The following is a 25179-nucleotide window of genomic DNA, read 5'->3' on the forward strand; positions in this document are numbered from 1 at the left end:
ATTATCCGGTTTTGATGCCCAATAGTGCCGAAGCGCTGGCTTGCCCACTCAATAACGCCTCCGTATTTCCTTGCCATGCAATGCGCCCATCGGCGACCACAATTGAGCGTGGCGCAATGCGTGCCGCATCTTCAACGCTATGGGAGACCATCAGCATCGTCAGTTGTTTGTCACGACAGACCTCGGCAACCAGCGATAGCATCTCCTGGCGCAATGCCGGGTCGAGTGCAGAAAACGGCTCATCAAGCAGTAAAACGGGTTGTTCGCGAACCAGACAACGTGCCAGCGCTACACGTTGCCTTTGGCCGCCGGAAAGCTCGCCGGGGAGTCTGCCCAGCAGGTTATCAAGACCCATTTGTTGGGCGATGTGCTGTAGTTTTTCATGCTGAGACGCGTTCAGTCTTAATCCCGGATTCAAACCCAGGCCGATGTTTTGCTGCACGTTCAGATGGTTGAACAGGTTGTTTTCCTGAAACAGCATGGAAACAGGACGACGAGAGGGCGGTGTGACGGTGTGATCTTCGCCTTCAATCATCATTGTGCCGCTGGCAGGCGTCAGAAATCCGGCAATCAGATTCAATAGCGTGCTTTTCCCGGCACCGCTTGGCCCGAGCACCGCGACTTGCTCACCGCGCGCTACCGATAATGTGAAACGCATGGGTAAGTGGTGATAAAGCCATGTAATATCAATCAGTTTTAACATTTCGTCCCGGCAATTTTTCAATAACGGTAAACAGCGTAAAGCACAGGATCAGCAGCAATAACGCAGTAACAGCGCCATCCTGGCTGCGGTAAGATCCAATCTGCTGATACAGATAAAACGGCAGGGTGCGGAAATCTTCATTGCCGAATAGGGCGACTACGCCAAAATCACCAATCGACAGGACACAGGCAAAGGCCATCGCCTGCGCCAGCGGGCGCTTCAGGGCCCGTAGTTCAACCACTTTCAGCCGTGACCATCCTTCAATACCCAAAGACTGACACAACATACTGTAGCGTGCGGTCACATCGCGCATCGGGTTTTCCAGCACCTTCAGTGCGTAAGGGATCGCCATCAGCGCATTGGTGAAAATCACGATGGCGTCAGCCGATTCCGGCAATCCAATGCTGTTATTGAGCAGTAAAAAGAACCCGGTGGCCAGTACGATACCCGGCATGGCGAGTATCATCATGCCGCTCAGTTCCAGTGCCTGACCTGCCAATACCTGCTGCCGGGCACGCAGTTCGCGGCTACTCCACAGCAGCATCATAGTCAGAATAACGCACAATATGCCTGCCGCCAGCGCGATGCGCAGTGACGTCCCCAGTGCTTGCCACAGCACTGGCTGCGTAAGCACATCCAGTACATTGCGGTTTAAACCATCGACAATCACCGCCAGCAACGGTGGAAGCAACAGCAACAGAGCGAGAGCAATCAACATTAAGTCAGCCAGTCGGCTGTGTAGACGATCGTCGGGATCGCGCCAGCCTTGTACCAGAGTAGTACCGGGTGCGATTGCGCGACTCAACCGTTGGCTGATTAGTACCAGCACTAAACAACAAATCATTTGGATCAGGGCCAGCATAGCCGCCCGCGCGGGATCGTAATCAAAGCTCAGTGCCTGATAGATAGCCAGCTCGATAGTGGTTGCCTGCGGTCCGCCGCCGAGCGACAGCACGGTGGCGAAGCTGGCGAAACACAGCATAAAGATAAGTGCTGCTACGGGAAGGATCTGACGACGCAGCCACGGCCATTCAACAAAACGGAAGAAATGCCAGCTGCGCATCCCTAACTGCGCCGCGAGCTGGCGTTGCTCGCCGGGGATGTTCTCCAGCGATTGCAGCAGTAAACGACTGGCCATCGGCAGGTTGAAAAAGACATGCGCCAGCAGAATACCCTGTAAGCCGTATGGCGAAAACGTCCACTCCAGCCCGAATGTGTGCCAGAGCGAGGCCAGCCAGCCCTGACGACCATATACGCTAAGGATGCCGAATACGGCGACCAGCACCGGCAAGATCAGCGTCATCGCACACAGGCGCAACAGGGCCAGACGTCCGGGAAAGCGCCGGCGATAGAGCGCTCTGGCGAGGAAAATCGCCGGGATAACGGACAACGCTGCGGATAAAAATGCCTGCCAGAAAGAAAAGCGCACCACGTGCCACAGGTAGCTGTCCTGCCAGAGCGATAACCATTCTCCCTGCGGTGCGTTAAACCACAGTGCCAGAAATGCGGCCAGCGCGACAGCCACCATCAATGTGGCAGCTGAAAGCCCTGGGATCAGCCAGCCGGGAATTAACGGCTGACGGCGCGTTGCCATTCGCTAATCCATGCCTGACGCTGGGCAGCAACTTGCTGCGGGGTAAATTCCAGTGCGTTGACCGGTTTTTCCAGTTGCTCAAATCCTGGCGGCAGGGTGACCTGCGTCACCGGATACATCCAGTTGCCCGTTGGGATCGCATTCTGGAATGCCGGAGATACCATAAATTTCAGGAATTTTTCCGCCAGCTCCGGTTGCTTGCTGGCTGCGGTACGTGCGGCAACTTCCACCTGCAGATAGTGACCTTCGCTAAAGTTAGCGGCGGCGTAGTTACCCTTTTTCTCTTCGATGATGTGATAGGCCGGAGAGGTGGTGTAGCTCAACACCAGGTCGCTTTCACCCTTCAGGAACAGGCCGTAGGCTTCACTCCAGCCTTTAGTGACGGTGACGGTTTTGGCTGCCAGTTTCTGCCACGCCTCCGGCGCTTTATCGCCATAAACTTTTTGCATCCACAGCAACAGCCCCAGACCCGGCGTGCTGGTACGCGGATCCTGGTAGATTACGCGCCATTTCTGGTCGCTCTCCACCAGTTCCTTCAGGCTTTTCGGCGGATTTTTCAGCTTGTTTTTATCATAAACGAAGGCGAAATAACCGTAATCAAACGGGACAAAGGTGTCGTTTTTCCAGCCACCTGGCACACTGACTGCACTCTCCGGCACGTTGCTTTTAGCGAACAGCCCGGTTTGCGTAGCGGCTGCCAGAAGGTTGTTGTCCAGCCCCAGTACGACGTCAGCTTTGCTGTTTTTTCCTTCCATACGCAGGCGGTTCAGCAGCGATACGCCATCCTCCAGCGCGACCAGTTTCAGTTCGCAGTTGCAGTCGGCTTCAAAGGCTTTTTTGATGGTTGGGCCAGGGCCCCAGTCGGCGGCGAATGAATCATAGGTATAGACAGTCAGAACGGGTTTAGCGAAGGCAGGCGCTGCGCACAATAACAGCAGGGGAAGACATTTTTTTAACACTTTGCACCTCAAGAGTTGGGTGGCAAAGGACTTGAGTTGCAGCCTCAAATCCCTTCGCCGGCATTATCCGGATCAGGTTCGACGGGTATCTCTCAGCCCATACACTTCATCATTCACGCTGCCTCTGTGTTGGCTGCGCTTGCTCGCCCCAGTCACATAGTTATCTATGCTCCTGGAAACTCACTCACTTGCCGCCTTGATGCATCATGAATGATTTAGCGTATATTTGTTTTCTGGCACCCCGTTGAGAACGGCGTTAGTGTAATGATTTTGTTGCCCGGCAGCAATTAAGGATCCGGCGGCGCAAACCAGGCCGATTTAAAATCAAACCAGCCGAGGGTATTCATGCGCAACCCGCGCATACTGCGCTGTCCCTGAATGATCAGCCAGTGGTGGATCAATGGCACAATGGCTTTAGTAGCGAGTAGCTGTTGGCACCACGCAGCCAGACTCATTTCACCGGTTCGCCAGCGGGTGGCATCGTTTTCCCAGTCTCGCGAGATACAGTTTTGCAGCAGCGGGACTTCACATAAATGGGCGAACAGTGAGAAGTCCAACGGCAAGGTGAAGTTAGCACTGTTCAGCCAGATATCACTGCTGACATCACCCGCATGCCATTGATCGTAGTCGATCTCCTGAATGGTTAACTGTACCTCATGCGCTGCCAGTAACGTCTGCATAATCTGCGCGATGACCCGATGCTCAATATGATCGCGATAGTAGGTGAGCGTCAGGGTTTCCAGCCCGGCGGGCTTTTCACCATGACCAGGCCTGGCGTGATGCCAGCGGGGCAGCAATCCGTAAGCAGGGAACCAGTGTCGTTGATACTGCTCGTCAGCGTGGTAGATCAAATTTGTCGGAGAGAGCACGCGGCTTACCCACTCTCGGACATCCTGCCTGGCGCCACGCGCAGTACGTGCATCAAACAGCAGGTAGTAGCATCCTTCTTCCAGCCGGCTCTCGATTGCCTTTTCATCTTCTGTTGGGCCCTGGAGCGTTAACCCGCCTCCGGGTTCTTCACCAATGTCAGGTAATACCCAAACATTCACTTCGTCGATCAGCGCCCGGTAGCCAAAATAGTCATCGAACGCGTGAATTTTCAGCTGGTTACTGGTGTTGCGCATTACCGCATACGGGCCAGTACCGATGGGATGGCTGGAAAAATTACTCAGCGTTTCCCATTCTCGCGGCAGGATCATGGCGGGCACTTGCCCCAGTAACCAGGGAAGCCAGCGATCCGCTTGCGCAAGATGAATATCCAGCGTCCAGGCCGTGGGGGAGACGATATGCGTAATGTGCGAGTACAGCGGCAACGTATTAATGCGGGTTAGTGAGGCGATCACATCGTCCATTTCCAGCTCGCGGCCGTGGTGAAAATGGATCCCCGGGCGTAGAAAGAATCGCCAGTGCAAAGGTGAAATCTGCTGCCAGTGATGCGCGATGTCAGCTTCCAGTTCCCCATTTTCCTCATTTACACGAATTAAGGCGCTAAAGATTTGCCGGGCGATATGGGTTTCGGAACGGCGTAATGCTGTTCCAGGTAGCAGGTTGCGCATCGGTCGATAATACAGGACGCGCATGATGTGCCGCCCCTGGCGAAAGCTACGGCCGAGGTGGGAAACCAGCATCTGTCGCACGGCGGTTTTGTCACCGACCAGTTGTACCAACTGATCGATGCGATCCTGTTCCAGCAGGTCCTCCGCTCGCTGTTGCTGGAGCGCCAACCCGGTATAGAGGAATGTCAGGCGTGAGCGTTTACCCCGGCCGACCTCCGCTTCCCATGTTAACCAGCCACGTTCCTGCATGGTATTGAGCAGGGTTCGCATATGACGGCGAGAGCAGCTAAGCAACTCCGCCAGCTCGTTCAGCGTAGTGTCTTGCGTTTTGCCGTCACAGCATTGCCACAGACGGATAAACTGTTGTTGCAAACGACCAGAAGACATAAAAGGGGAACTCCTGCACAAAACTCAGCAATTTTATTATCCCTATATTAAGCCAATAATAGATTCCGATGAAGCGATGAGACAACGAAGGGGTCATCTATGCGTCAGTTCTATATGAAGTACTTTACCGCGACAGAGAAATCGTCCTGGTTGGCTTGCCTGAGCGCACCGCAGCGCTTAAAGATGCTCGAAGAACTGATGCAGTGGGAGGTGACAGCCTGACCTCTGAATTGAGAATTGCAGACATCATGTGTGACTGAGTATTGGTGCAGGCTGTGTCCTGCCATTCTACCCAGCGTCGATGCCAGGTATAATGGCAGGATACAGCCTCTATTCACCCGCCAGCAGATTTTTTCTGCTGGCTTTTTTCGTATCAGCCCAGCCAATAGGGATAAAAATGCTCTGGATTATGACCATGGGACGGCGCCTCAATGGCGTTTACGCGGCATTTATGTTGGTTGCTTTTATGATGGGCGTGGCGGGCGCGTTACAGGCACCCACGCTGAGTCTGTTTCTGAGCCGTGAGGTCGGGGCGCAGCCATTCTGGGTAGGGTTGTTTTATACCGTCAATGCGATTGCCGGGATCGTGGTCAGCCTCGGGCTTGCAAAACGTTCCGATAGCCAGGGCGATCGACGAAAGCTGATCATGTTCTGCTGTCTGATGGCTGTTGGTAACGCGCTGCTTTTTGCCTTTAATCGTCATTATCTCACGTTGATTACCTGTGGTGTGCTGCTGGCCTCGCTGGCCAATACTGCGATGCCGCAGTTGTTTGCGCTGGCGCGGGAATATGCGGATAACTCCGCGCGCGAAGTGGTGATGTTTAGCTCAGTGATGCGCGCACAGCTTTCGTTGGCCTGGGTTATTGGGCCACCGCTGGCATTCATGCTGGCACTGAATTACGGTTTCACGGTGATGTTCTCTATTGCGGCTGGTATTTTCGCGATTAGCCTCGTGCTGATTGCGCTGATCCTGCCCTCTGTTCCCCGGGTGGATCAACCTGTTGATCTACCGCCTGAACAAGCGGGGGGCTGGCAGGATAAAAATGTACGCATGCTGTTTATTGCCTCCACGTTGATGTGGACCTGCAACACGATGTACATCATCGATATGCCGCTGTGGATAAGCCTTGAACTGGGTTTACCCGACAAGCTTGCAGGGATCCTGATGGGGACGGCTGCCGGGCTGGAAATACCGGCGATGATTCTGGCCGGTTACTCTGTGAAGCGTTTTGGTAAACGGCGAATGATGATTACCGCCGTGGCAGCGGGGGTGCTGTTTTACCTTGGTCTTATTTTCTTTCACAGCCATATGGCGTTGCTTATTTTGCAGCTATTTAACGCCGTATTCATCGGTATTATCGCTGGGATAGGGATGCTGTGGTTTCAGGATCTGATGCCGGGACGCGCGGGTTCTGCCACCACATTATTTACCAACAGTATTTCAACGGGGGTCATTCTGGCGGGGGTGATTCAGGGAGCAGTGGCGCAAAGCTACGGACATTTTGCCGTTTACTGGGTAATCGCGGCGATTTCTGTGGTTACGCTGGTGATGACCGGGCGGGTGAAAGACGTTTAATGATGTTGCCGAATGCGCTGCGCTTATCCGGCCTACACATAATCCATACCTGTAGGACGAAAAAGCGCAGCGCATCCGGTACAACAAGCGCTAGCGCATAAATGCAGGTTGCTTGTGTTCGTACTCGGTAATCGCCGCTTCGTGTTGCAGCGTCAGTCCGATGCTGTCGAGACCATTCAGCATGCAGTGGCGACGGAAAGCGTCAATTTCGAATGGATACGCTTTGTCTCCGGCTTTCACCTCCTGCGCTTCCAGATCAACCTCAAAACGGATGCCCGGATTTGCCTGTACCAGTTTGAACAGCTCATCGACTTCTTCATCGCTTAATTTCACCGGCAGCAGCTGGTTGTTGAAGCTGTTGCCGTAGAAGATGTCGGCGAAGCTCGGCGCAATGACCACTTTGAAACCATAATCGGTCAGCGCCCAGGGCGCATGCTCACGTGAAGAGCCGCAGCCAAAGTTTTCCCGCGCCAGCAGAATTGACGCACCTTTATATTCCGGGAAGTTCAGCACGAACGCCGGATTAGGCTGTTGCCCCTTTTCGTCCAGGAAACGCCAGTCGTTAAACAGATGAGCGCCAAACCCGGTGCGTGTTACTTTCTGCAAAAACTGTTTGGGAATAATGGCATCGGTATCGACGTTGGCGGCATCCAATGGGACAACCAGGCCGGTATGCTGGGTAAATTTCTCTGCCATGGTAGTTTCCTTATTTGATGCTGCGAATGTCGGCAAAATGGCCGGTAACGGCGGCAGCGGCGGCCATTGCCGGGCTGACTAAGTGTGTGCGTCCACCGCGGCCCTGACGGCCCTCAAAATTACGATTGCTGGTCGAAGCACAGCGCTCACCCGGATTCAGACGATCGTTGTTCATGGCCAGACACATGGAACAGCCTGGTAAGCGCCATTCAAAACCGGCTTCAATGAAAATCTTATCCAGACCTTCTGCTTCCGCTTGCGCTTTTACCGGACCAGAACCTGGAACAACCAGTGCCTGAACGCCCGGGGCGACTTTACGGCCTTTGGCAATTTCTGCCGCGGCGCGTAAATCTTCAATACGTGAGTTGGTGCAGGAGCCGATGAAGACTTTATCGATAGCGACTTCGGTTAATGGAATACCGGGTTCCAGCCCCATATAAGCCAGCGCTTTTTCTGCTGAAGCGCGTTCCACGGGATCGGTAAATGATGCCGGGTCGGGGATATTATCGTTCACTGAGATGACCTGACCAGGGTTCGTTCCCCATGTCACCTGCGGCGCGATCTCTTCTGCCTGCAAGGTGACAATGGTATCAAACGTTGCGCCATCGTCGGTTTTCAGCGTTTTCCAGTACGCAACCGCATTGGCAAAGTCGTCACCTTTCGGGGCGTGCAAACGGCCCTGCACATAGTTGAACGTGGTTTCATCCGGTGCGACCAGGCCCGCTTTGGCACCCATTTCAATGGCCATGTTGCACAGCGTCATACGGCCTTCCATGCTCAGTGCGCGAATGGCTTCGCCGCAAAACTCAACGACATGTCCGGTGCCGCCTGCGCTACCGGTTTTACCGATAATGGCCAGCACGATATCTTTGGCGGTGATGCCCGGAGCGGCTTTACCATTAACTTCGATCTTCATGGTCTTCGCGCGCCCCTGTTTCAGGGTCTGAGTGGCCAGGACGTGCTCTACCTCGGAGGTCCCGATTCCAAACGCCAGTGCACCGAACGCGCCGTGGGTGGCGGTATGCGAGTCACCGCAGACGATGGTCATGCCCGGTAACGTTACGCCTTGTTCTGGCCCCATCACGTGGACGATGCCTTGATATGGGTGGTTCAGATCGTACAGTTCCACGCCAAATTCATTGCAGTTTTTGATCAGCTCCTGCATCTGAATACGCGCCATTTCGCCTGAGGCGTTAATGTCTTTAGTTTGCGTCGAAACGTTGTGGTCCATCGTGGCAAAGGTTTTACCCGGCTGGCGAACCTGGCGGCCATGCGCACGCAAACCATCAAATGCCTGCGGAGAGGTCACCTCATGCACCAGATGTCTGTCGATATATAACAGTGGGGTTTCATTTTGCGCCTCAAAGACGACGTGCGCATTAAACAATTTTTCGTATAACGTCTTAGCCATGATTACACCCCTTCAGCGACGTAGCGAGCGATGATATCGCCCATCTCATCGGTACTGACTGCGGCAGCGCCACGGGCTAAGTCACCGGTGCGAATACCTTCTTCTAATGCGCGGTTGATGGCGCTCTCAATTGCGGTTGCCGCATCATTGGCATCCAGGCTGTAACGCAACAGCAGGGCCAGCGACAGAATTTGGGCGATCGGGTTTGCAATATTCTTCCCTGCGATATCGGGTGCAGAACCGCCAGCCGGTTCGTACAGGCCAAAGCCCTGCTCATTCAGGCTGGCAGACGGTAACATACCCATTGAGCCAGTGATCATGGCGCACTCATCAGACAGAATGTCACCAAACAGGTTTGAACACAGCAGTACGTCGAACTGAGACGGGTCTTTGATTAATTGCATTGTCGCGTTGTCGATATACATATGCGCCAGTTCAACATCCGGGTATTCGTTGGCGATTTCATTGACGATTTCACGCCACAAAATGGATGTTTGCAGCACGTTGGCTTTATCAATCGACGTGACTTTACGACGACGCTGGCGCGCAGACTCAAACGCGATACGGGCAATACGCTCGATCTCGAAACGGTGATAAACCTCAGTATCAAAGGCTTTTTCATGTTGCCCGCTGCCTTCGCGGCCTTTAGGTTGACCGAAATAGATCCCACCCGTCAGTTCACGTACGCACAGGATGTCGAAACCGTTAGCTGCAATGTCGGCGCGCAGCGGGCAAAAGGCTTCCAGCCCCTGGTACAACTTAGCCGGACGCAGGTTACTGAATAATTTAAAGTGCTTACGCAACGGCAGCAGTGCACCACGCTCGGGTTGCTGGTTAGGCGGCAGATGTTCCCATTTCGGGCCGCCAACTGAGCCAAACAGAATGGCATCGGCTTGCTCACAGCCTTCAACCGTTGCCGGTGGCAGCGGCTGACCGTGGTTATCGATAGCGGCTCCGCCTACGTCATAGTGGCTGGTGGTAATGCGCATGCCAAAACGGTTGCGAATTGCGTCCAGTACTTTCAATGCTTGCGCCATCACTTCCGGACCAATACCGTCACCCGGCAAAACAGCAATATGATAATTCTTCGACATCACACGGTTTCCTTGTTGTTTTCGTTGTTCTGAGCTTTGCGTTGCAATTCTTTTTCGACTTCTTCAGCGCGCCAGATGTTGTTCAGCACATGTACCATCGCTTTGGCGGAAGACTCGACGATATCTGTTGCCAGACCGACGCCGTGGAAGCGGCGACCGTTATAGTTGGCGACGATATCCACCTGACCCAGCGCATCTTTACCGTGGCCTTTAGCGGTCAGGCTATATTTGACGAGTTCGACGTTATATTCCGTCACGCGGTTAATGGCCTGATAAATGGCATCGACCGGGCCGTTACCGTTAGCCGCTTCGGCTTTGACTTCTTCGCCACAGGCTAACTTGACGGAGGCGGTGGCAATATCATTAGAACCAGACTGCACACTGAAATAGTCCAGACGGAAGTGTTCTGGTTCTTCCTGCTGTTTGTTAATAAAGGCCAGCGCTTCCAGGTCGTAGTCGAACACTTGACCTTTTTTATCTGCCAGCTTCAGGAACGCGTCATACAGATTGTCCAGGCTGTATTCGCTTTCTTTGTAGCCCATCTCATCCATACGATGTTTCACCGCAGCGCGTCCTGAACGGGAGGTCAGGTTCAACTGTACCTGGTTCAAACCGATGGATTCAGGCGTCATGATTTCGTAGTTTTCACGGTTTTTCAGTACGCCGTCCTGATGGATACCGGAGGAGTGAGCAAAGGCACCACTACCCACAATCGCTTTGTTGGCAGGAATCGGCATGTTGCAGATTTGGCTGACTAACTGGCTGGTACGCCAGATTTCCTGATGATTAATACGGGTTTGCACGTTCAGGATATCTTTACGGACCTTGATCGCCATGATCACTTCTTCCAGTGAACAGTTGCCCGCGCGTTCGCCGATACCGTTCATCGCACCTTCAACCTGACGAGCACCCGCATGAACAGCCGCCAGTGCGTTACCGACGCCCAGGCCTAAATCGTCATGGGTGTGTACAGAAATAATGGCTTTATCGATGTTTGGCACCCGCTCATACAGACCTGAAATGATTGCGCCAAATTCGAAAGGCATGGTGTAACCGACGGTATCGGGAATGTTGATGGTTCTGGCACCGGCGTTAATGGCCGCTTCTACCACGCGAGCCAGATCGGCGATCGGGGTACGGCCTGCGTCTTCACAGGAGAACTCCACGTCATCCGTATAGTTACGTGCTCGCTTAACCATGTAGACGGCGCGTTCAATCACCTCATCCAGCGTACTGCGCAATTTTGTCGCGATGTGCATCGGTGACGTGGCAATGAATGTGTGAATGCGGAACGCTTCAGCCACTTTCAGGGATTCTGCTGCCACATCGATATCTTTTTCCACACAGCGAGCTAATGCGCAAACACGGCTGTTTTTAACCTGACGGGCAATGGTCTGTACTGATTCAAAGTCACCCGGTGAAGAAACAGGGAAACCCACCTCCATCACGTCAACGCCCATACGCTCGAGGGCCAGAGCTATCTGCAGTTTTTCTTTCACACTCAGGCTTGCCTGTAACGCCTGTTCACCATCGCGTAAGGTGGTATCGAAAATAATGACTTGCTGGCTCATGGTTTGGGTCCTTGGTGTTTAGGGCGCCTTGCTTCGAGCATAAAAAAACCCGCGCAATGGCGCGGGTTTTTGTCTTAACTGGAGCTGACTTAATGCTGAATGTCGTCCACCAGTCTACCGCGCAATGAGAATGCGTTTAGTAGTAGTAGACCGTTAAAACGAGCAATGTAAGTCATCAATCAAGCTCCAGGCGAATGCGATATGCTTTTAGTGGTACTGGATATGAAGAACGATGTCAACCCCATCCCCTAAAAACGCCCCCATTCGGTGAAAAATATCTCCTGAACTTTGAGCGAATTGTGCTGAATTTTTATGGTTGTATAAAATAAATCAGCGTGTGGATTACATACTTTTCACGGTTTGACATATTTGAGCATATTTGTTTTCAGCTATTGTCACGGTATGTTGAAGAGTCAATTTGTGGATGGATTTTTTATCTTTATGATTTATCGGTTTTTATACTAACTTTGAATGAATGTGAAGTGAGGTGGGAAACATGATTGATAAATAAATGTTAAGCATTGCGGTGTTAATAATATAAACATTTAATTAAATCTTAAATATATATTCACCATACGCATGATTGTGTATTCGTCATGGTTATGGTTATATTGTTTTCGACATTTAAACGTATGAGTCATCGTGCAGTGACCTCTGCCACACTGCGCTCGCATTGGTTTTTGTTCATTCAGGCTAGTGCCTTTATGTTTTCCTAATTTTAATGTTTTCCCTTTTTCTTATTTTATATGCATGGTAAATCATATTAACGGAGGTTATTTCTGAGCTCCGTCTGGGAAAAGGGATTTTAGAGTGACAGTGGAGTTAAATATGCCAGAAATAAAAATAATAGATAAACCTAATCTTTTAGAGATGGGGAAGCCGCAGCTACGCATGGTTGACCTTAATTTATTAACCGTTTTTGACGCGGTGATGCAAGAACAGAATATTACTCGCGCAGCGCATTCTCTGGGGATGTCGCAGCCTGCAGTCAGCAACGCAGTCGCGCGTCTGAAGGTTATGTTTAATGATGAGCTCTTTGTGCGCTATGGCCGAGGCATCCAGCCAACAGCACGGGCTTTTCAGCTATTTGGCTCTGTTCGTCAGGCGCTGCAATTGGTGCAAAATGAACTGCCAGGGTCCGGTTTTGAACCCGCCAGCAGCTCACGTGTATTTAATCTCTGCGTCTGTAGCCCATTGGATAATATCCTCACGTCTTTGATTTACAATCGCGTTGAGCAAGTTGCGCCTAATATTCATGTCGTATTTAAATCATCGCTCAACCAAAATACAGAACATCAATTACGGTATCAGGAAACAGAATTCGTTATTAGTTATGAAGAATTCCGTCGTCCTGAATTCACCAGCACTCCGTTATTCAACGATGAGATGGTGTTAGTCGTAAGTAACAAACACCCGCGCATTAGCGGTCCATTACTGGAGAGTGATGTCTATAATGAACAGCATGCGGTAGTTTCTCTCGATCGCTTTGCGTCATTCAGTCAACCCTGGTATGACACTCAGGATAAACAAGCCTGCGTTGCTTATCAGGGAATGGCATTAATCAGCGTACTGAATATTGTATCTCAAACTCATTTGGTTTCTATTGCGCCACGCTGGTTAGCTGAAGAGTTCTCCGAGGCTTTAGAACTGCAAATATTACCTCTACCTTTAAAATTGAATAGCCGGACTTGTTATCTTTCCTGGCATGAAGCCGCTGGTCGGGATAAAGGACATCAATGGATGGAAGAGCTGTTAGTCTCCATCTGTAAGCAGTGACCTATGGCAGAGTAAATCCGATAATGTATCTGATTTATTCTGCTTTTTTGTTTTTATTTGAAATTTTATGCTGAAATCTGCTTTTAGTTTTTGCCTGTGAGGGTGAAAAAATAGAGTAATCGCTGCAAGTGCTCATTTTTAAGCGATTATTTGTCATTTCATTTGCTTATACTGGTTTAATTCTCCGTTTATTCGGTTCTTTCTTCCGTTTTATTCTTATCCGCTGTTACACCACCACTTCGGTGTCAATTGCCATGCCTTATCGTCAGCGGTTAATGTGTTGTTAAACCGTTATTCATTATAAGAGTGGAGGCAAGCCATGGAGATGTTGTCTGGAGCCGAGATGGTCGTCCGATCGCTCATCGATCAGGGTGTGAAGCAGGTATTCGGGTATCCCGGGGGCGCAGTCCTCGATATTTATGATGCTTTGCATACGGTCGGTGGTATTGATCATGTGCTGGTCCGCCATGAGCAAGCCGCGGTCCATATGGCCGATGGCCTGGCACGTGCCACGGGGGAAGTGGGCGTTGTGTTGGTCACCTCAGGGCCGGGAGCAACCAATGCGATCACTGGTATCGCAACGGCGTACATGGACTCCATCCCGCTGGTGATCCTCTCCGGGCAGGTGGCTACCTCTCTGATTGGCTACGATGCCTTTCAGGAGTGCGATATGGTGGGGATATCCCGTCCGGTGGTGAAGCACAGCTTTCTGGTCAAGCAAACGGAAGATATACCTCAGGTGCTGAAGAAAGCCTTTTGGCTGGCCGCAAGCGGTCGCCCCGGCCCTGTGGTTGTGGATTTGCCGAAAGATATCCTGAATCCTGCGAAGAAATTGCCTTATAGCTGGCCTGAATCAGTAAGTATGCGTTCGTATAATCCGACGACGACAGGGCACAAGGGACAGATAAAACGGGCGCTGCAAACGCTGGTGGCGGCTAAAAAACCGGTGGTTTATGTTGGTGGCGGTGCAGTGAATGCGGCCTGCCACGAGCAACTGGGCCAGATTGTACAAGCCCTGAACCTGCCTGTCGTTTCCTCGTTGATGGGATTAGGCGTATTTCCGGCAACGCATCGTCAGGCGCTGGGCATGTTGGGCATGCACGGTACTTATGAAGCGAATATGACGATGCATCATTCGGATGTGATATTTGCGGTCGGCGTTCGCTTTGACGATCGTACAACCAATAATCTGGCGAAGTATTGCCCGAATGCGACCGTGTTACATATCGATATCGACCCCACCTCTATTTCGAAAACCGTTACTGCGGATATTCCAATCGTAGGCGATGCTCGGCTGGTGCTTGAGCAAATGTTGGAGCTACTGCCGCAGGAAAAATCACAGCAACCGCTGGATGATAACCGTGACTGGTGGCAACAGATTGAGCACTGGCGCGCCCGGCAGTGCCTGAAATATGACACCCAGAGTGAGAGTATTAAACCGCAGGCTGTCATTGAAACCATCTGGCGCCTGACGAAAGGCGATGCGTATGTCACTTCGGATGTGGGCCAGCATCAGATGTTTGCTGCACTTTACTATCCGTTTGATAAACCTCGTCGTTGGATTAACTCAGGCGGCCTTGGCACCATGGGATTCGGTTTACCTGCCGCGTTAGGGGTGAAGATGGCACTGCCGAATGAAACGGTAGTCTGCGTTACCGGTGATGGCAGTATTCAGATGAATATCCAGGAACTGTCGACGGCGCTGCAATATGAGCTGCCGGTGCTGGTACTCAACCTTAACAACCGCTATCTCGGTATGGTGAAACAGTGGCAGGACATGATCTATTCCGGGCGTCATTCGCAGTCTTATATGCAGTCGCTACCCGATTTTGTCCGTCTTGCTGAGGCATATGGGCATATTGGTATCCAGATAAATCATCCGGATGAGCTGGAAAGCAAACTGGGTGAAGCACTGGAACATGTGCGCAACCACCGGCTGGTATTTGTTGATGTCACCGTCGATGGCAGTGAGCATGTCTACCCGATGCAAATTCGAGGTGGTGGTATGGATGAGATGTGGTTAAGCAAAACGGAGAGGACCTGATTATGCGCCGGATATTATCAGTATTACTGGAAAACGAGTCTGGGGCATTATCGCGCGTGATAGGCCTCTTCGCCCAGCGCGGTTACAACATTGAAAGCCTGACCGTCGCGCCGACTGACGATCCGACATTATCGCGGATGACGATTCAGACCGTGGGTGATGAAAAGGTCCTCGAGCAAATTGAAAAGCAACTGCACAAGCTGGTGGATGTCCTGCGGGTGAGTGAGTTAGGGCAGGGCGCTCACGTTGAACGAGAGATCATGCTGGTGAAGATTCAGGCCAGTGGTTATGGCCGGGAAGAGGTGAAACGAAACACGGAAATTTTCCGTGGACAGATTATCGATGTCACGCCGTCTATTTACACGGTGCAGTTGGTGGGAACCAGTGACAAACTGGACGCCTTCCTGGCAACACTGCGTGAAGTCGCCAGGATTGTAGAAGTGGCCCGTTCCGGTGTGGTGGGACTCTCCCGAGGCGATAAAATCATGCGTTAACGTGCAGGGAGAACGTAGACCTGATAAGGCGCGCTAGCGTCGCCATCAGGCAATTATACCTTGCCGGATGGCGCTTACGCTTATCCGGCCTACGCGAGATGCATTGGCTATCGGTTGCTTTTTTTTGCGAAATCAGCAGTAACCAGAGACAAAAGCGGTTGCCGCAGTCATTATTCTGCGCTTAGATGTTAATAAATTTAACCCATGCCATCTTAAAGGTTATGGTTTGTACATTTTACGCAAGGGGCAATTGTGAAACTGGATGAAATCGCTCGGTTGGCCGGCGTTTCGCGAACGACTGCAAGCTACGTTATTAATGGCAAAGCAAAGCAATACCGCGTAAGCGACAAAACGGTCGAAAAAGTCATGGCGGTGGTGCGCGAACATAATTACCACCCTAATGCTGTGGCGGCCGGGCTCCGTGCTGGACGCACACGTTCTATCGGGTTGGTGATCCCGGACCTGGAGAATACGAGTTATACCCGCATTGCAAACTACCTGGAACGTCAGGCGCGTCAGCGTGGGTATCAACTGCTGATTGCCTGCTCTGAAGATCAGCCAGATAACGAAATGCGCTGTATTGAGCATCTTTTACAGCGTCAGGTTGACGCCATTATTGTGTCTACCTCATTACCGCCAGAACATCCGTTCTATCAGCGCTGGGCGAATAGTTCATTCCCGATTGTGGCGCTGGATCGTGCGCTGGATCGTGAACACTTCACCAGTGTTGTCGGCGCAGATCAGGATGATGCGGAAATGCTGGCGGAGGAATTACGTAAATTCCCGGCTGAAACGGTGCTCTACCTGGGGGCGCTCCCTGAATTATCGGTCAGTTTCCTGCGTGAACAGGGTTTCCGTACCGCGTGGAAAGACGATCCGCGTGAAGTGCATTTCCTGTATGCCAACAGCTATGAGCGGGAGGCAGCAGCGCACCTGTTTGATAAATGGCTGGAAACGCATCCGATGCCTCAGGCGTTGTTCACCACCTCATTTGCGCTATTGCAGGGGGTGATGGATGTGACATTGCGTCGCGATGGGCAACTGCCGTCCGATTTAGCCATTGCGACCTTCGGCGATCATGAACTGCTCGACTTCCTGCAATGCCCGGTGTTGGCAGTCGCACAGCGCCACCGTGATGTGGCTGAGCGCGTGTTGGAGATCGTCCTTGCAAGCCTTGATGAACCGCGTAAACCAAAACCGGGATTAACGCGCATCCGGCGTAATCTGTACCGCCGCGGCATCCTTAGCCGTAACTAAGTGCTTGCTATTGATGGCATTGGGGAGAATGCTCTGATGCCATCAATATTTTATTCTCAGAAATAACCTTATTATATTTAAGAATATTCTTTAGAATTATCTGAAATTCATTCTTTAATTATCCTAATTTAAAAACGCAACTATCCTTTTTTGGGTTATTGATACGTAACGACGCGTTACGTTTGTATTATTTTGTTACATGCTTGTGTGGATTTGCCGAATTAACAAACACTTTGCCGCCGAATTGCGGTAATCTCTCGCCTTCCTTGGCCATACGGGCCGTACAGACCGATGAACTGGTACTGTTATCTCGCCGCATATTGTCCTAAAATGCCGCTCGCGTCGCAAACTGACACTTTATATTTTCCTCGGTTGATATTGAGTTGTTTTAAACAATGATGAGTTGTTGGATTTTTTTCTTACAAATATTCATGACGTTAATTTGCTTCGTTTGCTGTATGGAATTTGCTCAACACTGATATTAGCCGTAAACATTGGGTTTTTTGCTCCGCTGAGCGCCGTGACTTGCTTGACAAGGTTTTCCTCCGCTCCGTAAACTCCTTTAAGTGGGATTTTGTGGGATAAAGTGGTAATTGGGGGTGAGGCTGGCATGTTCCGGGGAGCAACGTTAGTTAATCTCGACAGTAAAGGGCGCTTATCGGTGCCTACCCGTTATCGGGATCAACTGCTTGAGAGCGCTACCGGTCAAATGGTTTGCACCATTGACATCCATCACCCGTGCCTGCTGCTGTACCCCCTGCCTGAATGGGAAGTTATCGAGCAGAAGCTATCTCGCCTGTCGAGCATGAATCCGGCTGAGCGTCGCGTACAACGCTTATTGTTGGGACATGCCAGCGAATGTCAGATGGATAACGCCGGTCGCTTATTGATTGCGCCCATTCTGCGACAACACGCGGGACTGACAAAAGAAGTGATGCTGGTTGGGCAGTTCAATAAGTTTGAGCTGTGGGATGAAACGACCTGGTATCAACAGGTCAAGGAAGATATCGACGCTGAGCAGTCTGTGACCGGCGCGCTGTCGGAACGATTGCAGGACTTGTCTCTATAAGATGATGGAAAATTATAAACACACCACAGTGTTGCTGGATGAAGCGGTAAATGGCCTGAATATTCGTCCAGACGGCATCTACATTGACGGGACATTTGGTCGCGGTGGTCATTCACGTCTGATCCTCTCACAGCTTGGTGAAGAGGGACGTTTACTGGCAATCGATCGCGATCCGCAGGCTATTGCCGTTGCCCAGACGATTACCGATCCCCGTTTCTCCATCATTCATGGACCTTTTTCTGCGCTGGCTGAGTATGTGAGCGAGCGTGGACTTACCGGCAAGATCGATGGAATCCTCCTTGATCTTGGCGTGTCTTCTCCGCAGCTTGATGATGCCGAACGCGGCTTTTCATTCATGCGTGACGGTCCGTTAGATATGCGTATGGACCCTACGCGCGGTCAGTCTGCCGCTGAATGGCTGCAAACCGCCGATGAAGCTGATATCGCCTGGGTGATTAAAACCTTTGGCGAGGAGCGCTTTGGCAAACGTATTGCCCGTGCCATCGTGGAGCGCAACCGCATAGAACCGATGACCCGAACCAAAGAACTGGCGGAAGTCATTGCAGCGGCAATGCCGGTAAAAGACAAATTCAAACATCCCGCGACCCGTACCTTCCAGGCGGTGCGCATTTGGGTAAACAGTGAACTGGAGGAGATAGAGCAGGCGCTAAAAAGCTCGCTCAGCGTGCTGGCACCAGGTGGTCGCCTTTCGATCATTAGTTTCCATTCACTCGAAGATCGCATTGTGAAGCGCTTTATGCGTGAACAAAGCCGCGGTCCTCAGGTTCCGGCTGGAATACCGATGACAGAAGCGCAGATCAAAAAACTGGGCGGTCGTGAGTTGAGAGCACTAGGCAAGTTGATGCCGGGTGAAGAAGAGGTAGCTGAGAATCCTCGTGCCCGTAGTTCAGTTCTGCGTATTGCAGAGAGGACGAACGCATGATCAGCAGAGTGACAGAAGCCCTCAGCAAAGTTAAAGGATCGATAGGAAGCAACGAGCGCCATGCCTTGCCTGGCGTGATCGGTGACGATCTTTTGCGGTTTGGGAAGCTGCCACTCTGCCTGTTCATTTGCATTATTTTGACGGCGGTTACTGTCGTAACAACCGCACACCATACACGGTTATTGACCGCGCAGCGTGAGCAGTTGGTTCTGGAGCGAGATGCGCTGGATATCGAATGGCGTAACTTGATCCTTGAGGAGAACGCGCTCGGTGATCATAGCCGTGTTGAACGGATCGCAACGGAAAAGCTGCAAATGCAGCATGTTGATCCCTCACAAGAAAATATCGTAGTACAAAAATAAGGATAAACGCGACGCATGAAAGCAGCGGCAAAAACGCACAAACCAAAACGTCAGGAAGAACAAGCCAACTTTGTCAGTTGGCGTTTTGCGTTACTGTGCGGCTGTATTTTGCTGGCGCTGGGTTTCCTGCTGGGGCGTGTTGCCTGGCTGCAAATCATCGCGCCAGACATGCTGGTGCGCCAGGGCGACATGCGTTCCCTGCGCGTACAGGAAGTTGCCACATCGCGCGGTATGATAACCGATCGTTTAGGTCGTCCGCTGGCGGTGAGTGTTCCCGTTAAGGCTATTTGGGCTGACCCAAAAGAAGTTCATGACGCGGGCGGTGTGAGCGTCGGCGAGCGCTGGAGAGCACTTTCAACCGCGTTGAACCTGCCACTTGACCAGCTGGCCAGCAGAATTAATGCCAACCCGAAAGGGCGCTTTATTTATCTTGCGCGTCAGGTAAACCCTGACATGGCCGACTACATCAAGAAACTGAAGCTGCCCGGTATCCATCTGCGCGAAGAATCCCGTCGTTACTATCCTTCCGGGGAAGTGACCGCTCACCTCATTGGTTTTACCAACGTTGACAGCCAGGGGATTGAAGGTGTTGAAAAGAGCTTCGACAAGTGGCTCACCGGGCAGCCGGGTGAACGTATCGTACGTAAAGACCGTTATGGTCGAGTCATTGAGGATATTTCCTCTACCGATAGCCAGGCGGCGCATAACCTTGCGCTGAGTATTGATGAGCGTTTACAGGCGCTGGTCTACCGTGAACTGAATAACGCCGTAGCGTTTAACAAGGCAGAGTCAGGTAGTGCGGTTCTGGTGGATGTTAATACCGGTGAAGTGCTGGCGATGGCCAACAGCCCGTCTTACAACCCTAATAATCTTACCGGTACGCCGAAAGACGCAATGCGTAACCGTACCATTACCGACGTTTTCGAGCCGGGTTCTACCGTTAAGCCCATGGTGGTGATGACGGCACTGCAACGTGGTGTGGTACGCGAAAATACCGTGCTGAACACCATCCCTTACCGAATTAATGGTCACGAAATTAAAGACGTGGCGCGTTATAGCGAATTGACCCTGACCGGGGTACTACAGAAGTCGAGTAACGTCGGTGTTTCCAAGCTGGCGTTAGCGATGCCGTCCTCAGCGTTAGTAGATACTTACTCACGTTTTGGGCTGGGAAAAGCGACCAATTTGGGGTTGGTCGGAGAACGCAGTGGCTTATATCCTCAAAAACAACGGTGGTCTGACATAGAGAGGGCCACCTTCTCTTTCGGCTATGGGCTAATGGTAACCCCGTTACAGTTAGCGCGAGTCTATGCAACTATCGGCAGCTATGGCGTTTATCGCCCGCTGTCGATTACCAAAGTTGATCCTCCTGTTCCGGGCGAGCGTATCTTCCCGGAATCTACCGTACGCACCGTGGTGCACATGATGGAAAGCGTGGCGCTGCCTGGCGGCGGCGGCGTGAAAGCGGCGATTAAAGGCTATCGCATCGCGATTAAAACCGGTACGGCGAAGAAAGTCGGGCCAGATGGCCGCTATATCAATAAATACATTGCTTATACCGCAGGTGTTGCGCCTGCGAGTCAGCCGCGCTTCGCGCTGGTGGTTGTTATCAACGATCCGCAGGCGGGTAAATACTACGGTGGCGCCGTTTCCGCGCCGGTCTTCGGTGCCATCATGGGCGGCGTACTGCGCACCATGAACATCGAACCGGATGCGCTGGCAACGGGCGATAAAAATGAATTTGTGAATAATCAAGGCGAGGCAACAGGTGGCAGATCGTAATTTGCGCGACCTTCTTGCTCCATGGGTGCCGGGTGCACCGGAGCGAGCACTGCGAGAGATGACACTCGACAGCCGTGTGGCTGCATCGGGCGATCTCTTTGTAGCAGTAGTGGGTCATCAGGCGGACGGGCGTCGATATATCCCGCAGGCGATAGCGCAAGGTGTGGCTGCCATTATTGCAGAGGCAAAAGATGAGGCCGCAGACGGCGAAATCCGTGAAATGCACGGCGTTCCGGTCATCTATCTCAGCCAGCTTAACGAGCGCTTATCTGCACTGGCAGGCCGCTTTTACCACGAGCCATCTGAAAATATGCGTCTGGTTGGTGTGACCGGAACGAACGGTAAAACCACCACCACCCAGTTGCTTGCACAGTGGAGCCAACTGCTTGGCGAAACCAGTGCGGTAATGGGAACGGTAGGTAATGGCCTGCTGGGTAAAGTGATCCCGACGGAAAATACTACTGGGTCAGCCGTTGACGTTCAGCATGTGCTGGCGGGGCTGGTTGAACAGGGCGCGACCTTTGGCGCGATGGAAGTTTCATCGCATGGCCTGGTTCAGCACCGTGTGGCTGCGCTGAAATTTGCGGCCTCAGTATTTACCAACTTAAGCCGTGACCATCTCGATTATCACGGCGATATGGAACACTACGAAGCCGCGAAGTGGTTGCTGTATTCCACGCACCACTGTGGGCAGGCTATCGTCAATGCGGATGACGAAGTGGGTCGCCGCTGGCTGGCGAAGCTGCCGGATGCGGTAGCTGTCTCGATGGAAGACCATATTAATCCCAACTGTCACGGTCGTTGGCTGAAAGCCGTTGAGGTGAACTATCACGATAGTGGCGCAACGATTCGCTTTGCCTCTACCTGGGGAGAAGGCGAAATTGAAAGCCGCCTGATGGGGGCGTTTAACGTCAGCAATTTGCTGCTGGCACTGGCCACACTGCTGGCGTTGGGGTATCCGTTAGCGGAATTACTGAAAACGGCGGCACAGCTGCAGCCGGTCTGCGGGCGCATGGAAGTGTTTAGCGCGCCGGGCAAAACCACCGTTGTGGTTGATTATGCTCATACGCCGGATGCGCTGGAAAAAGCGCTGCAGGCGGCCCGTCTGCATTGCACCGGCAAGCTGTGGTGCATCTTTGGCTGCGGCGGCGATCGTGACAAAGGCAAACGTCCGTTGATGGGCGCCATTGCTGAGCAGTTTGCCGATGTTGTTGTGGTTACGGATGACAACCCACGCACCGAAGAGCCTCGCGCCATTATCAATGACATTCTGGCGGGTATGCTGGATGCCGGGCAGGCAAAAGTGATGGAAGGTCGTGCTGAAGCGGTCACTAGCGCCATCATGCAGGCAAAAGAAAATGACGTGGTGCTGGTCGCTGGCAAAGGCCATGAAGATTATCAGATTGTCGGTGCCCACCGTCTCGACTACTCCGACCGCGTGACGGCAGCGCGTCTGCTGGGGGTTATCGCATGATTAACGTAACGCTCAGCCAACTGGCGGAAATCCTCGGTGGCGATCTGAAAGGGGGCGATCTGACCCTCGATGCGGTCACGACCGATACGCGTAAAGTCACGCCAGGCTGTTTGTTTGTCGCACTGAAAGGTGAACGCTTCGATGCCCATGACTTTACTGACACGGCAAAAGAGAATGGCGCGGGCGCGCTGCTGGTAAACCGTGCACTGGATACCGACCTTCCGCAGCTGATTGTAAAAGATACGCGTCTGGCATTTGGCGAGCTGGCGGCGTGGGTTCGCGCTCAGGTTCCGGCTCGTGTGGTGGCGCTGACCGGCTCATCCGGTAAAACCTCTGTTAAAGAGATGGCTGCCGCCATTCTGAGTCAGTGTGGCAACACGTTATATACCGCAGGCAATCTGAATAATGATATCGGCGTGCCGATGACGCTGCTGCGGTTAAACAACGATTACGACTATGCCGTTATTGAACTTGGCGCGAATCACCAGGGTGAAATCGCCTGGACCGTTGGGCTGACGCGCCCGGAAGCGGCGCTGGTGAACAACCTGGCGGCCGCGCACCTGGAAGGTTTTGGCTCTCTGGCGGGTGTGGCGAAGGCAAAAGGTGAAATATTTACCGGTCTATCGGCGAATGGTATTGCCATTATGAATGCCGATAACAACGACTGGCTGAACTGGCAGAACATCATCGGCGATCGCAAAGTCTGGCGCTTCTCTATGAATGCTGCCAATAGCGACTTTTCGGCGACCAACATCCATGTGACCACGCACGGTACTGAGTTTACTCTGCAAACACCGACGGGCAGCATTGATGTCCTGTTGCCATTACCGGGGCGTCACAATATTGCCAATGCTTTGGCTGCGACTGCGCTCTCGATGGCGGTTGGTGCAACACACGAAGCCGTGAAAGCGGGTCTGAAGGATCTGCAAGCGGTCCCAGGCCGACTGTTCCCAATTCAACTCGCAGAAAATCAACTGTTGCTGGATGACTCCTATAACGCCAACGTCGGTTCGATGACGGCTGCGGTACAGGTGCTGTCTGAGATGCCGGGCTACCGAGTATTGGTTGTGGGCGATATGGCAGAGCTGGGCGCGGAAAGCGAAGCATGCCACGTACAGGTGGGGATGGCTGCGAAAGCTGCGGGCATCGACCGTGTGCTGAGTACAGGGAAACTGAGTCAGGCGATCAGCGACACCAGCGGTGTTGGCGAGCATTTTGCGGATAAAACCGCGTTGGCCGCGCATCTTAAGACACTGATTGCAGAACATCAGATTATGACGATTTTAGTGAAGGGTTCACGTAGTGCCGCCATGGAAGAGGTAGTACGCGCATTACAGGAGAATGGAACATGTTAGTTTGGCTGGCCGAACATTTGGTCAAATATTATTCCGGCTTTAACGTCTTTTCCTATCTGACGTTTCGCGCCATCGTCAGCCTGCTGACCGCGCTGTTCATCTCGTTGTGGATGGGCCCGCGTATGATCGCCCGCTTGCAAAAAATGTCATTTGGCCAGGTCGTGCGTAACGACGGCCCGGAATCACACTTTAGTAAACGCGGTACGCCGACCATGGGCGGCATCATGATCCTCACCGCGATTGTGATTTCCGTTCTGTTGTGGGCCTACCCGTCTAACCCGTACGTCTGGTGCGTGCTGGTGGTGCTGGTTGGCTACGGTATTATCGGTTTTGTCGATGACTACCGCAAAGTGGTGCGTAAAGACACCAAGGGCCTGATCGCGCGCTGGAAATATTTCTGGATGTCGGTCATTGCATTAGGGGTCGCGTTTGCGCTGTATCTGGCAGGAAAAGACACCCCGGCAACTGAACTGGTGGTGCCCTTCTTTAAAGATGTCATGCCGCAACTGGGGCTGTTCTACATCGTGCTGGCGTACTTCGTTATTGTCGGTACCGGGAATGCGGTAAACCTTACCGACGGCCTGGATGGCCTGGCGATTATGCCAACCGTGTTTGTGGCCGCCGGTTTTGCACTGGTGGCATGGGCGACCGGTAACATGAACTTTGCTAACTACCTGCACATTCCTTATTTACGCCATGCTGGCGAACTGGTGATTGTCTGTACAGCAATTGTCGGCGCCGGTTTAGGCTTCCTGTGGTTTAACACCTATCCGGCACAGGTCTTTATGGGCGACGTCGGTTCACTGGCTCTGGGGGGCGCGCTGGGCATTATTGCCGTACTGCTGCGTCAGGAATTCCTGCTGGTGATCATGGGCGGTGTATTTGTGGTGGAAACCCTGTCGGTCATTCTGCAGGTGGGTTCCTTTAAGCTGCGCGGACAGCGTATTTTCCGTATGGCGCCTATTCATCACCACTATGAACTGAAAGGTTGGCCGGAACCGCGTGTGATTGTGCGTTTCTGGATTATTTCGCTGATGCTGGTCCTGATTGGCCTGGCAACGCTGAAGGTACGTTAA

The 25179-nt window shown here is 52.4% G+C and carries 22 protein-coding genes; 13 read left to right on the plus strand and 9 right to left on the minus strand.

Annotation, left to right across the window (positions count from 1 at the left end):
• Nucleotide 1: 1 nt before the first annotated feature.
• The 4 genes from thiQ to sgrR form a co-directional block, all read right to left on the minus strand.
• Nucleotides 2-703 carry a thiamine ABC transporter ATP-binding protein ThiQ gene (thiQ, locus tag OGX95_RS20165; protein ID WP_286630735.1) on the minus strand — a complete coding sequence of 234 codons (702 nt, stop codon included), beginning with the start codon at nt 701-703 and terminating at the stop codon, nt 2-4.
• Nucleotides 687-2297 carry a thiamine/thiamine pyrophosphate ABC transporter permease ThiP gene (gene thiP, locus OGX95_RS20170; protein WP_286630736.1) on the minus strand — a complete coding sequence of 537 codons (1611 nt, stop codon included), beginning with the start codon at nt 2295-2297 and terminating at the stop codon, nt 687-689. The genes thiQ and thiP overlap by 17 nt, the downstream gene beginning before the upstream one ends.
• The gene (gene thiB / locus OGX95_RS20175; RefSeq protein ID WP_286630737.1) at nt 2273-3256 is read right to left on the minus strand and encodes a thiamine ABC transporter substrate binding subunit; all 984 of its coding nucleotides are present in this window, start codon (nt 3254-3256) and stop codon (nt 2273-2275) included. Before thiB ends, thiP begins: the two co-directional genes overlap by 25 nt.
• Before the next feature lie 287 nt (nt 3257-3543).
• On the minus strand, nt 3544-5199 hold the full coding sequence (gene sgrR / locus OGX95_RS20180; RefSeq protein ID WP_286630738.1) for an HTH-type transcriptional regulator SgrR: 1656 nt from the start codon (nt 5197-5199) through the stop codon (nt 3544-3546).
• Between the two features lie 99 nt (nt 5200-5298).
• Between sgrR and sgrT the strand changes: the two genes are divergently transcribed.
• A complete protein-coding gene (gene sgrT / locus OGX95_RS20185; protein ID WP_005124538.1) occupies nt 5299-5421 on the plus strand; it encodes a glucose uptake inhibitor SgrT in 123 nt (40 codons plus the stop codon).
• Between the two features lie 175 nt (nt 5422-5596).
• A complete protein-coding gene (locus OGX95_RS20190; RefSeq protein WP_286630739.1) occupies nt 5597-6775 on the plus strand; it encodes a sugar efflux transporter in 1179 nt (392 codons plus the stop codon).
• Nucleotides 6776-6865: 90 nt separating this feature from the next.
• On the opposite strand, the gene leuD is transcribed toward OGX95_RS20190, so the two are convergent.
• The 5 genes from leuD to leuL all read right to left on the minus strand — a co-directional run bounded on the left by leuD (nt 6866) and on the right by leuL (nt 11723).
• On the minus strand, nt 6866-7471 hold the full coding sequence (gene leuD, locus OGX95_RS20195; protein WP_286630740.1) for a 3-isopropylmalate dehydratase small subunit: 606 nt from the start codon (nt 7469-7471) through the stop codon (nt 6866-6868).
• 10 nt (nt 7472-7481) lie between these two features.
• The gene (leuC, locus tag OGX95_RS20200) at nt 7482-8882 is read right to left on the minus strand and encodes a 3-isopropylmalate dehydratase large subunit (protein WP_286630741.1); all 1401 of its coding nucleotides are present in this window, start codon (nt 8880-8882) and stop codon (nt 7482-7484) included.
• A gap of 2 nt (nt 8883-8884) precedes the next feature.
• The gene (leuB, locus tag OGX95_RS20205) at nt 8885-9976 is read right to left on the minus strand and encodes a 3-isopropylmalate dehydrogenase (protein WP_271440489.1); all 1092 of its coding nucleotides are present in this window, start codon (nt 9974-9976) and stop codon (nt 8885-8887) included.
• Nucleotides 9976-11547, minus strand: coding sequence for a 2-isopropylmalate synthase (gene leuA / locus OGX95_RS20210; RefSeq protein WP_271440490.1), 1572 nt, complete (start codon nt 11545-11547; stop codon nt 9976-9978). The genes leuB and leuA overlap by 1 nt, the downstream gene beginning before the upstream one ends.
• 89 nt (nt 11548-11636) lie before the next feature.
• A complete protein-coding gene (gene leuL, locus OGX95_RS22960) occupies nt 11637-11723 on the minus strand; it encodes a leu operon leader peptide (protein ID WP_075551415.1) in 87 nt (28 codons plus the stop codon).
• Nucleotides 11724-12375: 652 nt separating this feature from the next.
• On the opposite strand from leuL, the gene leuO reads away from it, so the two are divergent.
• The 11 genes from leuO to mraY all read left to right on the plus strand — a co-directional run bounded on the left by leuO (nt 12376) and on the right by mraY (nt 25179).
• A complete protein-coding gene (leuO, locus tag OGX95_RS20215; RefSeq protein ID WP_286630742.1) occupies nt 12376-13323 on the plus strand; it encodes a transcriptional regulator LeuO in 948 nt (315 codons plus the stop codon).
• A gap of 319 nt (nt 13324-13642) precedes the next feature.
• Nucleotides 13643-15367: an acetolactate synthase 3 large subunit gene (ilvI, locus tag OGX95_RS20220; protein ID WP_286630743.1), complete on the plus strand. Its 1725-nt coding sequence runs from the start codon at nt 13643-13645 to the stop codon at nt 15365-15367.
• A gap of 2 nt (nt 15368-15369) precedes the next feature.
• Nucleotides 15370-15861: an acetolactate synthase small subunit gene (ilvN, locus tag OGX95_RS20225; RefSeq protein WP_286630744.1), complete on the plus strand. Its 492-nt coding sequence runs from the start codon at nt 15370-15372 to the stop codon at nt 15859-15861.
• A gap of 252 nt (nt 15862-16113) precedes the next feature.
• Entirely contained in the window at nt 16114-17118 is a 1005-nt protein-coding gene (gene cra, locus OGX95_RS20230) for a catabolite repressor/activator (RefSeq protein WP_286630745.1), read from the plus strand.
• A gap of 610 nt (nt 17119-17728) precedes the next feature.
• Complete coding sequence (mraZ, locus tag OGX95_RS20235) at nt 17729-18187, plus strand: division/cell wall cluster transcriptional repressor MraZ (protein ID WP_271440493.1); 459 nt, start codon at nt 17729-17731, stop codon at nt 18185-18187.
• A 1-nt stretch (nt 18188) separates the two neighbouring features.
• On the plus strand, nt 18189-19130 hold the full coding sequence (gene rsmH, locus OGX95_RS20240; protein WP_286630746.1) for a 16S rRNA (cytosine(1402)-N(4))-methyltransferase RsmH: 942 nt from the start codon (nt 18189-18191) through the stop codon (nt 19128-19130).
• A complete protein-coding gene (gene ftsL / locus OGX95_RS20245; RefSeq protein WP_000625651.1) occupies nt 19127-19492 on the plus strand; it encodes a cell division protein FtsL in 366 nt (121 codons plus the stop codon). Before rsmH ends, ftsL begins: the two co-directional genes overlap by 4 nt.
• A 15-nt stretch (nt 19493-19507) precedes the next feature.
• Entirely contained in the window at nt 19508-21274 is a 1767-nt protein-coding gene (ftsI, locus tag OGX95_RS20250) for a peptidoglycan glycosyltransferase FtsI (protein ID WP_286630747.1), read from the plus strand.
• Nucleotides 21261-22748 carry a UDP-N-acetylmuramoyl-L-alanyl-D-glutamate--2,6-diaminopimelate ligase gene (murE, locus tag OGX95_RS20255; protein ID WP_286630748.1) on the plus strand — a complete coding sequence of 496 codons (1488 nt, stop codon included), beginning with the start codon at nt 21261-21263 and terminating at the stop codon, nt 22746-22748. Before ftsI ends, murE begins: the two co-directional genes overlap by 14 nt.
• Nucleotides 22745-24103 (plus strand): UDP-N-acetylmuramoyl-tripeptide--D-alanyl-D-alanine ligase, encoded by a 1359-nt coding sequence (murF, locus tag OGX95_RS20260; RefSeq protein ID WP_286630749.1) that lies wholly within the window; start codon nt 22745-22747, stop codon nt 24101-24103. Before murE ends, murF begins: the two co-directional genes overlap by 4 nt.
• Nucleotides 24097-25179 carry a phospho-N-acetylmuramoyl-pentapeptide-transferase gene (mraY, locus tag OGX95_RS20265; protein ID WP_286630750.1) on the plus strand — a complete coding sequence of 361 codons (1083 nt, stop codon included), beginning with the start codon at nt 24097-24099 and terminating at the stop codon, nt 25177-25179. Before murF ends, mraY begins: the two co-directional genes overlap by 7 nt.

Origin of the sequence: Citrobacter sp. Cu233 (assembly GCF_030332225.1) — a bacterium.
In the GTDB taxonomy this organism is placed as follows: Bacteria; Pseudomonadota; Gammaproteobacteria; order Enterobacterales; family Enterobacteriaceae; genus Citrobacter.